The sequence below is a fragment of the Curtobacterium flaccumfaciens genome (assembly GCF_013359815.1).
GTDB classification, from domain to species: Bacteria; Actinomycetota; Actinomycetes; order Actinomycetales; family Microbacteriaceae; genus Curtobacterium; species Curtobacterium flaccumfaciens.
The window spans coordinates 135,490-147,669 of the sequence record NZ_JABMCF010000032.1 but is presented as its reverse complement, the minus strand read 5'-3'; the positions used below and the strand labels follow the sequence as shown (position 1 = coordinate 147,669).

The following is a 12,180-nucleotide window of genomic DNA, read 5'->3' as shown; positions in this document are numbered from 1 at the left end:
GGGCCGATCAGATGAAGAATCGCCGGGGGACCCGAAGCCTCGGCCGCGCACTGCCCCGGACCACGTTCATGCTGGTGGCCGTCGTGGTGGTGGTGCTGATCGTCGTCGACGTCGTGCTCGTCGCGCTCGCCCTGGGCCGGACGGCACCCGAGGAGAACGGACCCGCCGGCCCCATCCCCACCTTCTCGGGAACGCCCGACCGGCGCGAGACACCGCGACCGAGTGCGTCCGCTGACGCAGACGCCGCCTCCACCAAGCAGCAGGGTCGCCGCCTGTTGGCAGCGGTCGACGGCCAGGAGGCGTGGCGCGCGTCCGGGGGGTCGTGCGGCGGCCCGCGGCCGGTGCTGGAACACTCCGTGGACGGCGGGGCGACGTGGGTCCCGGTGGGACTCGGGACGGATGTCGGATCGCTCATGGCGATCCGGGCCTCCAGTGCGGAGCTCTCGGTCCTGGTGGGTGTCGGCGACGACTGCACCACGACGGCGCGGACCAGCACCGACGCCGGCGTGACGTGGGAAGCCGGGGCACCCGGCGCCGCCGGCGCCGGCATCAGCACCGACGGTGTCGTGCTCGCGAGCGGGACGGAGCAGTCGCCGTGCGGCGACCCCATCGACGCGTTCCAGGGTGAGAAGACCGCGGTCGTCATCTGCGACGGCCAGCTCGAGTGGCGCACCGGCGATGCCGCCTGGGTCGACGTGCCGATGGGTGGCGTCCGTTCGATCGGCGTCGACGGTGGCAACTACACGCTCGCCCGCGTCGGTGCAGCAGCGTGCGACGGCGTGCAGATCGAGACCATGTCCGCGTCGGACGTGACACCCTCGTCGTCGACCACGCCGATCGGCTGTGCCGACGGCGCGGACACCGACAACACCGTCACCATCGACCGTGCCGGCCAGGACGTGTGGCTGTGGGACGGCAAGACCGTGCGGGTCTCGTCGGACGGTGGCGCGACGTGGTGACCGGGTCGTCCTCGTGACGGCGGATGCGCTCAGCGCACCACGCGCGATCGGAGCCACCGACGAGTGGAGCCGCACGTACTCGCGCCGTGTGCTCTTCACCGACCTGCTGGCCCTGATCTGGGTGGTCTTCGGTGTGCAGATCGCCTGGCTCGGGCTCGAGTCGAACCTGGCGACCAACACCGCCGACCTGAGGCTCAGCTACTCCGCGATCTCCATCGTCGTGATCGTCGTGTGGATGAGCGCGCTCGCCCTGTACGACACCCGCGGTGCGCGGGTGATCGGCGTCGGCAGCACCGAGTACCGCCTGGTCGCGGACTCCAGCGTCCGCGTGTTCGGTCTGCTCGCGATCGCTGCGTTCCTGCTGCACGTCGACCTGGCCCGCGGCTACGTGCTCATCGCGTTCCCGATCGGGATCCTCGTCCTCCTGCTGTCGCGGTGGATCTGGCGGCAGTGGCTCGTGGCCCAGCGTCAGCAGGGCGCGTACTCGGCGACCGTGTTGCTCGTCGGGTCTCCGGCCAGTGTGCTGCACATCGGCCGCGAACTCGCGCGTTCCCCCGAAGCCGGCTACCGCGTGGTCGGGGCGGTCGTGTCGACGAACCACCGCGGTCTGCTGACGGGTTCGACCATCCAGAGCCACGGGGGCTTCGACGACGTCGGCTCCGCGCTGCGCGAGACCGGCGCCGACACCGTCGTGATCACCAGCTCCGACGACCTGCCGCCGGAGCGCGTCCGCGAACTCAGCTGGTCGCTCGAGCCGGGCAGGCAGCACCTGGTGGTCGCGCCGAGCCTGACCGACATCGGTGGTCCCCGCATCCACACCCGGCCGGTGCAGGGCCTGCCACTCATCCACGTCGAGACGCCGACCTACTCGGGGCGCAAGCTCTACACGAAGCGCGCCTTCGACCTGGTCGGCGCGGCGCTGCTCGTCGTCGTCCTGTCGCCGCTGTTGCTCGTGCTCGCCGTGCTGGTGAAGACCACCTCGACCGGTCCGGTCTTCTTCCGGCAGGAGCGCGTCGGCCTGAACGGCAGCACCTTCCGGATGATCAAGTTCCGTTCGATGGTCGTCGACGCCGAGGAACGTCTGCAGGAGCTCAGCGCGCTCGACCGGGCCGAGGGCAACGACGTCCTGTTCAAGATGCGGAACGACCCCCGGGTCACCCGCGTCGGTGGGTTCATGCGCCGCTACAGCCTGGACGAGGTGCCGCAGCTGTTCAACGTCCTGGCCGGCAGCATGTCCCTGGTCGGACCCCGACCGCCGCTCGCACGTGAGGTCGCCCGCTACGACACCCACGTCCACCGTCGGTTCCTGGTCAAGCCCGGCATGACCGGCCTGTGGCAGGTGAGCGGCCGATCCGACCTGTCGTGGGAGGATTCCGTGCGGCTCGATCTGTACTACGTGGAGAACTGGTCGATCACGGGCGATCTCGTGGTCCTTTGGCGGACTGCCAAGGCCGTGGTCGCTTCGCGCGGCGCCTACTGATCGCGCCAGGTCGTCCGGGTCCCCCTCACCGCACAAGGAAGGTCGTCATGACCGCTCACGCAGCGCCCGTTCTGGAATCACTACCTCGGCGTCGACTCGGTGGCCTTCCGATCGTCGCTGCCACGCCCGCGGTGGCCGCATCCGCTGTGATTCAAGCGGCTCAGTCTGATGCACCGACAGGAGCGGCGGTCCATCTCGTCAATGCCTATTCGATTGCTCTTGCTCAGAGCGATCGGGTGTTCCGCGAGTCGCTTTCGGGAGACGCGTACAACCTCCCAGACGGCAAACCGCTCAGCTGGGTGACCCGAATGTCGAAGCGCCGACTCTGGCAGGTCCGCGGCCCGCAGTTCTTCCACGACGTCATGGATCAGGGCCGGGAGTCCCGCGTCCGACACTTCCTTCTTGGTGGGTCAGAGGAGTTGTTGGTCAGGCTGCAGCGGAATCTGGAGGCTCGGCACCCCGGGGTGATCATCGCCGGTGCGTACAGCCCACCCTTTCGACCAATGTCAGCGGCAGAAGTCGCCGCTCAGGACGAGTTGATCCGGGATGCACAGGCTGACATCGTGTGGGTCGGTCTCGGAACGCCGAAACAGGATCTCGAGGTCCGTCGCCTCGCCGGGTCGCTGACCCTTGTTGCCTGCGCTGTTGGCGCTGCGTTCGACTTCACCGCCGGTACGAAGCGTGAAGCGCCGAAGTGGATGACGACTCTCGGCGTGGAGTGGGTGTTCCGTCTGTTGTCGGAGCCCAAGCGGCTTTGGCGTCGATACCTCATCGGCAACTTCGTGTTCCTTGCTGCCGTGATCAGGAATCGCTGATTATGTTCGGTCAACGGATCGTCGTCATCAGTCAGGTACCGCCGCCGATGCACGGCTCGACACTGATCACCAAGATCCTCCTCGAGGTACTCCGCGAGCTCGGGGAGACGCCCGTCCTCATCGACCGGCGCTTCAGCCGGGACATCGGTGAAGTCGGCTCAGTGTCGCTTCGGAAGATCATCGCTGCTCCGGCTCTTGCCGGGCGGCTCCTGATCGCGCTGTTCCAGGGCCCAGGCGCCTGTGTGTTCTTCTGCACGAACCGGCCGTTCTCGTTCCTTGTGGATGTCGTTCTCGGCGAGTTACTCCGGCTGTTCCGTGTACCAACCGTCAACTACGTCCATACGAGGGGGTACAGGGAACTTGCCCAGCGCGGCAAAGTGTGGCGCTTTCTTGTGAGCCGATTGCTCGGAGGCGGCAAGGTCACTGTTTGCCTCGGGGAATCCCTGGTGGCCGACATCGTCGAGTTCGTCCCCGCGGGGTCGATCACGATCATCAAGAACACCGTTGAGACGCCGCCGACGAAACGCGCGCAGCGACGACGCGGGCACGTCATCTTCCTGTCCAACCTCCTGGAGGAGAAGGGTGCTGACATCTTCGTGGAGATGGCGATCGAGATCTCCGCTGGCGCTGGCGAGGAGACGTTCTCCTTGATCGGCCCGACGGTCGACGAGGCTGTGACTTCCTCACTCCGCGACCGCGTTGCTCGAGTCGGGTTGTCCGACAGGATCGCTTTCCGTGGACCGCTCTTCGGCGAAGAGAAATGGGCTGCACTGGCGTCGGCGGAGCTGCTGGTGTTCCCGTCTCGGTACCGGTTCGAGGCGCAACCGCTCACGATCATCGAGGCGTTTAGTGTCGGTGTGCCGGTTGTCGCGTCCGATCTCGGCGCGATCGGCGAGCTCGTTGACGATGACTTCAACGGGCGGCTGGTCGGGGCGGCTAACGTCGACTCCGTGTCCGCTGCTGTTCAGAGCATCACCCGCGACGTCTCGACGTCGGATCGACTTGCCGAAGGTGCTCGGCGAACCTTCGACGAGCAGCATTCGCGAGACGCATTCCGCGCTGGCTGGGCCCGTGTTATCTCGAGCGTGAGGAAGTAGCGGCATGGTGACGGACGAACTAGTTCTGGGAGGTGGGACCGCGGAGGCGCAGGCCGCGTTGCTGCCATTCGAGTCGTTCGCAGGCTTCCGCACGACATTGCGCGCAGATCTGCGGGCCAACCGGGGTGACGTCAAGTCACAACTCGTGCTCGCCGGGCTGCGCGTTTGCCAATTCCTGATGCGGAGCCGCGCTCGACCGCGGAGGAGATCGTTGCCGGCGGTGATCCTGTACCGCCTCGCAACGGAGTTTGTGCTCGGGATCGAACTCCGCCCGAAGACGATGGTGGGTCCCGGGCTGACCATCTTCCACGGAACCGGCTTGGTGGTGAACGACCACGCGCTGATCGGTTCGGGAGTGACGCTGCGTAACGGCGTCGTGATCGGGCACAAACGACCGGGCGAGCGTGCGCCATTCGTCCGCGATGGGGTTGATGTCGGAGCCGCAGCGCTGATCATCGGCGCGGTGACCGTGGGACGGAGCGCCAAGGTCGGAGCTGGGGCGGTCGTTGTTCGGGACGTGCCCGACGGGGACACGGTGGTCGGGAACCCAGCGAGGAGCGTGCGCCGGTGAGCACAGCGCGCCGCTCTCACAACGACCTCGTCGTCGTTGCCTACGGGTATGCCGCGTCGGACCGCGACGCGGTCGCAAAGGCCGTCCATGATCTGGCCGGTGAGCTGCGGCGTCGCGGCGAGAGAGTCGCTGTCATCGCGATCCGGCCAGAGCAGATCGTCCTCTCCGGCGGCAACGCCGCAGCGAAGGCGAGACGTCTCTTGTCAGAGATCCGTTTTCTCGGATCTGCGGCCAGATTCGTCTGGCGTCGCAGGCGCGCAATCCGCGTCGTGATCACCGTAGATGTGCCGTCGGGGATCCCGTTCGTCGGAGCCCTGGCACGACGTCTCAGTCGTGGGCGTGTCACGGATGTTGCCTGGGTCATGGACCTCTACCGACTGACGCGTGATCAAGGCGGGCCTCTGTCGAAGGCCAGAGCTGCCTTTGAGCGAGCAGCGCTCCGAAGCAGTGGGAAGGTCGTCACGATCGGAGAGTGCATGGCAGACGTTCTCTCCGCGGTGGCCGGTGGCAAGGTGAGCACGATCCCGCTGTGGCACCGTGACATGGCTGCAACGCCGGTCGGCGACCGCGGTGGCCCGCTGAAGCTCCTTTACTCAGGTTCTGCTCGTGACCTTCACCCGCTACTGCCCTTGGTGAGGGCTGTAGCGAACCGGCGTGATGTCGAACTCTCGATCAATGGCTCCGGAAGCGAGGTCGATCGTGTCGCCGCGTACTTGGCAGGCACTCCGGCTAGCAATGTCCGGATCGGCGGTTTTGTCGATGAATCGCAACTGGAAGCAGCGTACGCAGCTGCCGACATCCACGTCGTCTCACTCGCCGAGAGCGCGACGGGCACGTGCGTTCCGTCGAAGGTGTACGCCGCTATGGCAGCCGGGCGAGGAGTGCTCTACCTCGGCTTAGGCTCCGGGCAGGCAGCTCGAGACGTCCTCGCCGCGAACGCCGGGCTGGTGGTTCCGACTGAGTCTGTATCCCTCATTTCGACGACCGTCTCGAAGCTCGTGTCAGATCGCGAAGCAGTGCAGGAGTACGGGGTCCAGGCTCGGAAGTTCTTCGAAGAGCGGCGCAACGTCCGAGCTGGCGGGGAGAAGTGGGTCGGTGCTGTCGGCAGGACCGAAGCGGCCACTGCGATCTCGGACTCAGCGAGCTGATCGATGCGCAGTCTGATCTGGTCGCTCATCGAACGGGTGTTTCCGAGGCTTGCCAGCGCCCTGTTGATGGTGTTGCTCGCGCAGTACGTGACGCCGGTCGTCATCGGACTCTACGCCTGGCCGATGCTCGTCCTCACCTTCTACTACTCGGCCCTGGACGGTGCGATCCGCCAGGTCGTTGTGCCGAGTCTGGCCAACAGGGACTCGTACCAATTCCTCCTCCGATACCGGAGGTGGGCGAGCGTCGGCGGAGTCGTTGCAATGCTGGTCACCATCGGGCTTCTCTGGATCATCTTCCCCGAAGACCTGCACACCCAGATCTTCGCTCTGCTCCCGCTCGTCGCGGTGCCGATTGCGAATTCCTACTCGATCATCCCGCTCGGATTCCTACAGCGGGGCGATGAATGGCGCCGCCTGGCAAACCTGCAGCTGCTGGTGTCTGGCCTCTCGCTCGTCGTGTCCGTCCCGATGCTTTTTCTCACGCGCAGTCTCGCGGCTGCGTCGCTGCAGGTTCTGCTCGCTGAGCTCCTGTTTGCGGTACTCGCTCACCGGGCTGCCGCCCGACTGGGCTTGCCCGCTCACGTTGAGGCACTGGGGGCAGGCACCACCCTCACCAGGGAGTTCCGTCACTCGTCCGGATTCTTCATCCTCGGTTGGCTGCAAGGGCAAGCTGATCGCATTCTGCTCGGCGCGATTGCCGGCACGGCTGCCCTCGGTTCGTACAATCTGGCGATGGCAGTGGCACGGAACCCGGGCGACGCAGTGTCTTCTTCCACGGCCAACGTGCTCCGAGTCCGGCTTGACAAGGCCGATGGCGTCGACGATGTGAGAGGTGCGGCCAACGCGCTCCTCGTGAGAGCCGCCCTGCTGTCGGCAGCTCTGGTCGTGGTGCTCAACGTCGGTACGGAATTCATACTGCGCCCGTTCCTCGGCGCGGCGTGGACGAAGCCGCTCGATGCCGTCTACCCCGCTTCACTCAGCATCCTCGTGACGACGATCACCTGGTCGCTCGCCCCGGTTCTGATGGCTCGCGGAAGGCTCGCGTGGGGGACGCCGATCAAAGCGGTGGGTGTCGTTCTGGCGATTCCGATCGCCGTTGCTGCAGCGCACAGCGTTGAATCAGCAGCGTGGGTCTACCTCGGCCGAGAGCTCGTGCTCCTCGTGCTCCTCGCCTTCGGGTGCGGCCGCGCGACTCCGTATCGAGCTGTCGGTTTGAGTCTCTTGCTCACGGTTGCACTTGGGGTGGCGCTCGGCGCTCTCAGCCAGCTCGGTTGAGCGAGACGATCTCGCTGACCCGACGGCGAGTCCTGGTGGGGAGAGGAGCGTACGTCGCTTTGCCGTTTGCGCTGGATGGCGGAGACGTCGGACCGGCGGAAGGCCGCAGGATGCACCGACCGTGCTAGCTTTCCCACATGGCTTCGGGGGACTTCCAGCGCCAGTCGACCCGAGTCGTCGTTGGTACGAGTGCCGTGGCGTTGATCCTCGCGGCGAGCCGCTGGGGCTCCTACATCGGCGTCCCCCCGCTCTTCTTGACCGACGTTCTTCTGTTCCTCGGGCTGGCGCAGTGGTTCATCTCGCGACACATGCGGGGCCAGCAGTTGCGCGACGATCTGTTTGCTCGTGACCAGCCCGGGCTCGCCCTGCACCTCTTCTTCGGCTACATCATCATCCGAGTTGCGTTTGCGCTGACCCAGGGCGAGCCAGTGAGCGACTGGATCCGTGACTCAGCCCCGTTCATCTATGTCTTCATCGCTTACGTCAGTGCGGCATCGATCGCGCGCTCGACGAAGAGTGCCCGGGACAGAACCGCTCGCATCTTCCGAGTCGCGTTGGCCTTCCATCTCGCGTGGGCGACCGTTTCAATCTTCACCGGCTTTACGGGCATCCCGCTCCCCGGCGGCGCTGCGGGGATCTTTCAGGTCCGGCCGGACATCGACATGGCAATCCTCGGAATCGGGGCAGGAACTTTCTTGCTCCGCGCGTTCCGCACGAAGAAGCGTTTCTGGTCCATCTTGGCGATCGTCGTGTCTCTGATCGACGTCTTCTCGCTTCAGTCTCGTGCTGGGTTGATCAGCGTCGTCGCCTCGATGTTCGTCGCCTACCTGATCTTCTACGTGAGCACTCCTGCTCGTAGCGGCCGTCGACTGTTCTCCCAGATGCTCGTGCCGATTGCCATCGCTGTTCTCATGCTTGTCTTACCGTTGACCGGTGCGGGACAGCGAATCATCGCCACGATCGATACCTCAGCGGCCACCACACAAGGCCAGCTGAGCGCGAAGGGTACAGAGAATGCCCGACGCTTGGTCTGGTCGCAGGTGATCGCTTGGACGAATGGATCGCCGTCCCGACAGATCATCGGCAGCGGATTCGGTAACGACTTCCTGACGGAATCAGGAACGTTGTCGTTCCTCGAGGGCACGACCTACGACAACGTACGGAGTCCGCACAACTACTTCGTCGGTATCTACGCCCGCATGGGCGCAGTCGGTCTTGTTCTTGCTGCGGCGGTTGTGCTCTCACTTGTGTTCACGCTGTTCCGGCGGCTGCGTGTCGCTGCTCAAGATGATGTCGTCGCGACAGCGGCCATGACGATCATCGCGATCCTGCCGGTAGCGTCACTCGGAGTTGTCCTCGAATCCCCGTTCGGAGCGGTGCCATTCTGGTGGTCGGCCGGGATCATTCTCGCCATCGCACCGCGAAGGATCGAAGGTGTCGACCGGCGAACGGCGGCGCCGTCGAGAGAGACGGTCACACTACCTGCTGGCCACTAGCCTTGAGGAGCCTCGTTGGCCTCGGGGATCCCGAACCTCGAGGTGTCGTAGGGCAAAGGCTGCAGCTCGCAAAATAGAGAAGCCGATGAGCGTCGTGCTGGCATTTCATCGCGGTAAGTTGTAAGCTCGCGCACCGTGGAAGAGTCTGCCAACAGGATTGGCGCATTAGATGGACTTCGTGGAATTGCTGCTCTGGTCGTTCTCATCCATCACTCGTTCGTCTCTGTAGCACCTCTCGGCGATGTCTACTTCGACAAGCCGGCGCCGGCGGCGCTTGCATGGTTGGTCGCGTCCCCAATTCATCTCGTCTGGGCGGGCCCCGAAGCGGTCTACGTCTTCTTCATCTTGAGTGGACTCGTGCTCACGCTGCCCGCGCTTCGTAGGCGCTACGACTGGAAGGCGTACTACCCGTCCCGACTGATTCGGCTCTACCTGCCCGTCGTGGTTGCCGTGCTCTTCGCGCTCGCCCTGTCGCTGGCGGTTCCTCGTGCGGGCACCGCTGGGCGCGGGACGTGGATGGAGAACCACGATCAAGCGCCCTCCCTCTTCGCTTTTGTCCGGAATGCGACACTGATCTCGCCAGATTGGCTGAACCCGCCTCTGTGGTCGTTGCGGTGGGAAGTAGCGTTCTCGGTTTTGCTCCCTCTCTATGTCTTCATCGCTCTGCGTTGCGCGCGATGGAGATTGCCGCTCCTACTGGGAGCTATTGCGTTGAGTGCTGTCGGAACGTTGATCGAGGACAAGGGTCTGCTGATTTACCTTCCGATGTTCTTGATCGGTGCGGTCCTTGCACCCGTGCTCTCTCAGGCTGAGGCCTCGACTAGCCGAAGGTGGCCATGGATCATGGGAGCGAGCCTCATCGGCATCACCTGCACATGGTGGCTCGGGCCGTCGGTTCCCGCTGATGACGCGGTCACGCTGCCGATCGTCCTGCTTTCGGCCCTTGCGATCGTTGTCTCGGCCGTCAGATGGCAGGGCGCCCGGGCGTTTCTGGAACGACCAGTGGTGCAGTGGTTCGGGAGGATCTCGTTCAGCCTCTACCTCACGCACGATCCGATCGTGGTAGCCACTGGGACGCTCCTGCCAGTCGACCTGGCCTGGTTGACGCCGCTCGTCTGCATCCCTGTTTCTATTGCAGTCGCCTACATCTTCTTCCGGCTCGTCGAGCACCCGGCTCACCTTGTAGCGAAGCGCGTCGCCTCCCGGCTAAAGTTCGCGCGCCGCGTCGCGATGGGCTGAGCGACCGCGCCGCATCAGGATCTTCAGCGCGAGGGCGTCGCGCGCGCTGAGTTCGTTCATGGCGCGCAAGATGCCGGGCAGGAGCAGAGCGCGCTTTTCCCCGATCGTCGACGCCGCGTTCACCTTGGTGAGCAGTGCGGTGTCTCCACCAAATTGACCCGTCACCTCGGCCAGTGCTGCGTACGACTCTTGCCACTCGGGCTCCCTGCTTGCTTTCTCCGCCCATCCTTTATTCGCCGTCACCTGATTGCCGTGCCTTCTCAGTGCGGTTACTGGTGACGCGAGACGGGCGATACGCGCGCCTCGAGCTGCGGCACGCAGCCAAAGGTCGTAGTCTTCGGCAAGGCAGTCTCGATAGCCACCGATCTCCAGGAGCAGGCCGCGACGTGCCATCATCGTCGAATGTGCGACTGGATTGTCGATCAGCAGGGCCGAGGGAAAAGCCTCTGGTCCGATGGTGAGTGGGGGTGAGGGGTAGGGGAGCCTGACATTTTCGCCGAAGTGGAGCACTCCGCCGAAGATGATGTCGAAAGGGCGGTTGAATCGAGTCAGCTGGTACTTAAACCTCCCCGGCAGAACGATGTCGTCGGCGTCCATTCTCGCTACGAACTCGCCGCGAGCGTTCGCCAGCAGCACGTTCAAAGCGCCTGCTACTCCCGAGGGGGAAGGAGAGCGGAGTACCTTGATCCGCGCATCTTTCATTTCGCTCGCGATTGTCGCCGTCCGATCGCTGCTTGCGTCGTCAAGGACGAGGACCTCGGCGTCCTTCGGAAGCGCACGAAGGGTCGATCTGAGGCTCGCCGTGATGGTGTTTGCGGCATTCCGGGCGGGCATGAGGACGGACAAGCGCATCGATGGCTTCCAGGTGCTGCTCAGGCGTGCTGCGGACGGACTCGGTGTGATGGTACTGGAGTTCCGGGTGAGGCCACGGCTGTCCCTCTGACAGCGACGGGCGCGATCGGGGATCGCTGCTCGCGGGCCTGCCTGGTCACACTTGGACGGCCGGCGACGTGCCCCGTGACGCCACCGCAGGATCAGCCGTGCAGGGATCGTTCAGTTTGCGTACCGATTGAGGATATTGTGCTGTGAATCCTTGAAGTATCGGCACGCTTCGGACACTCTTCACGTGTGAGTAATCCGGTTGCAACGCTGCGCGAGCAGACCTGGTCGAGCCTGTCTCAGCTGCATAGGGGTGTTGTGGAAGTCACGCTCACAGATTTCCCGGACCATGCAAACATCGGTGACTCCGCGATCGTTCTGGGTCAGCGCAGTTTCTGGGCTGAGGCCGGAATCGTTCTGACGAGGGTCAGCAGCCGTTCGACTCTGGATCGAGCGACTCTGAAAACAAGGACGCCAATCGCCATCCATGGCGGGGGGAACATCGGCGGTCTCTACCCGGACGCCGACCTTCATCGGTACCGTCTTGCGGAAGGTCTCGATCAGGAAACATTGCTGATCCAGGAGCCTCAGACTGTTCATTTCTCTTCGGAGACTTCGAAGTCCGATTTTGCGCGGAGGTTCGGAGCGCGTCCGAACACCCGGTTGGCCGTCCGGGACCAGCAGTCGGCTCGAGCAGTGGAGGGCATGATTGCCGGAGTTGTGATCAGTCCTGACGCTGTGCACATGCTCGGCGAGATCCCGGCGCCCGCGCCAGTAGCGGACGTGGTGACTCTCGTCAGGAACGACGGCGAGTCGACTGGTCATCTCTCCGACGGAGCAGACTGGCCGGCAGACCCGTGGGATCTTGATTGGCACCGGTGGTGGTCCAACCGCACCCAGCAGTTTCCGCCGCTCAAGTCCATGTTCCGACACGCGCCAGACGTCTGGATGTCGAAGGCGGAACGGCGCTTCCAGCGTGGCGTGCACTTTCTGTCGCGAGGGGAAACAATCGTTACTGATCGTCTCCACGCGATGCTCATCGCGCTGCAGATGGGGCGCCGCGTGATCGCTACGGACAACAACTACGGAAAGCTTTCCGCCTACGCCGAGACATGGTTGGCGCCCTTCGGCGATCAGCTGGAGCTCCGAGGTCCGGCCTGAGCCGAACTCGCCGCCGCTTGAGTCGTGAGCAGCCGTTATGCTCAAAATTGTTGCGTCCAA

11 protein-coding genes are annotated in these 12,180 nt (G+C 64.5%); 10 read left to right on the top strand and 1 reads right to left on the bottom strand.

What is annotated here, in order from left to right; genetic code table 11:
• Positions 1–11: 11 nt before the first annotated feature.
• The 9 genes from HP445_RS04050 to HP445_RS04010 all read left to right on the top strand — a co-directional run bounded on the left by HP445_RS04050 (position 12) and on the right by HP445_RS04010 (position 10,080).
• Entirely contained in the window at positions 12–959 is a 948-nt protein-coding gene (locus HP445_RS04050; protein WP_128781551.1) for a beta propeller repeat protein, read from the top strand.
• A complete protein-coding gene (locus HP445_RS04045) occupies positions 943–2,439 on the top strand; it encodes a sugar transferase (protein WP_128781552.1) in 1,497 nt (498 codons plus the stop codon). The genes HP445_RS04050 and HP445_RS04045 overlap by 17 nt, the downstream gene beginning before the upstream one ends.
• Positions 2,440–2,486: 47 nt before the next feature.
• Positions 2,487–3,254, top strand: coding sequence for a WecB/TagA/CpsF family glycosyltransferase (locus HP445_RS04040; RefSeq protein WP_128781553.1), 768 nt, complete (start codon positions 2,487–2,489; stop codon positions 3,252–3,254).
• Between the two features lie 2 nt (positions 3,255–3,256).
• Positions 3,257–4,351, top strand: a complete 1,095-nt coding sequence (locus tag HP445_RS18840; protein ID WP_128781554.1) for a glycosyltransferase family 4 protein — start codon at positions 3,257–3,259, stop codon at positions 4,349–4,351.
• Positions 4,352–4,355: 4 nt separating this feature from the next.
• Complete coding sequence (locus tag HP445_RS04030) at positions 4,356–4,922, top strand: serine O-acetyltransferase (protein ID WP_128781555.1); 567 nt, start codon at positions 4,356–4,358, stop codon at positions 4,920–4,922.
• Complete coding sequence (locus HP445_RS19095) at positions 4,919–6,070, top strand: glycosyltransferase (RefSeq protein ID WP_128781556.1); 1,152 nt, start codon at positions 4,919–4,921, stop codon at positions 6,068–6,070. The genes HP445_RS04030 and HP445_RS19095 overlap by 4 nt, the downstream gene beginning before the upstream one ends.
• Before the next feature lie 3 nt (positions 6,071–6,073).
• Positions 6,074–7,345, top strand: coding sequence for an oligosaccharide flippase family protein (locus HP445_RS04020; RefSeq protein WP_128781557.1), 1,272 nt, complete (start codon positions 6,074–6,076; stop codon positions 7,343–7,345).
• 194 nt (positions 7,346–7,539) lie between these two features.
• Positions 7,540–8,841 (top strand): O-antigen ligase family protein, encoded by a 1,302-nt coding sequence (locus tag HP445_RS04015; protein ID WP_164941274.1) that lies wholly within the window; start codon positions 7,540–7,542, stop codon positions 8,839–8,841.
• A 135-nt stretch (positions 8,842–8,976) separates the two neighbouring features.
• On the top strand, positions 8,977–10,080 hold the full coding sequence (locus tag HP445_RS04010; RefSeq protein WP_128781559.1) for an acyltransferase family protein: 1,104 nt from the start codon (positions 8,977–8,979) through the stop codon (positions 10,078–10,080).
• Here HP445_RS04010 and HP445_RS04005 read toward each other — a convergent pair.
• Positions 10,048–10,932 carry a glycosyltransferase family 2 protein gene (locus HP445_RS04005; RefSeq protein ID WP_128781560.1) on the bottom strand — a complete coding sequence of 295 codons (885 nt, stop codon included), beginning with the start codon at positions 10,930–10,932 and terminating at the stop codon, positions 10,048–10,050. The genes HP445_RS04010 and HP445_RS04005 overlap by 33 nt on opposite strands.
• Positions 10,933–11,208: 276 nt before the next feature.
• Between HP445_RS04005 and HP445_RS04000 the strand changes: the two genes are divergently transcribed.
• Positions 11,209–12,120, top strand: a complete 912-nt coding sequence (locus HP445_RS04000) for a polysaccharide pyruvyl transferase family protein (protein WP_164941275.1) — start codon at positions 11,209–11,211, stop codon at positions 12,118–12,120.
• The last annotated feature ends 60 nt before the right edge of the window (positions 12,121–12,180 follow it).

Coding starts and splice junctions, on each gene's coding strand:
- HP445_RS04005 (WP_128781560.1), bottom strand. CDS start 10,932: ATGCGCTTGTCCGTCCTCATGCCCGCCCGGAATGCCGCAAACACCATC.
- HP445_RS18840 (WP_128781554.1), top strand. CDS start 3,257: ATGTTCGGTCAACGGATCGTCGTCATCAGTCAGGTACCGCCGCCGATG.
- HP445_RS04050 (WP_128781551.1), top strand. CDS start 12: ATGAAGAATCGCCGGGGGACCCGAAGCCTCGGCCGCGCACTGCCCCGG.
- HP445_RS04040 (WP_128781553.1), top strand. CDS start 2,487: ATGACCGCTCACGCAGCGCCCGTTCTGGAATCACTACCTCGGCGTCGA.
- HP445_RS04020 (WP_128781557.1), top strand. CDS start 6,074: ATGCGCAGTCTGATCTGGTCGCTCATCGAACGGGTGTTTCCGAGGCTT.
- HP445_RS04030 (WP_128781555.1), top strand. CDS start 4,356: ATGGTGACGGACGAACTAGTTCTGGGAGGTGGGACCGCGGAGGCGCAG.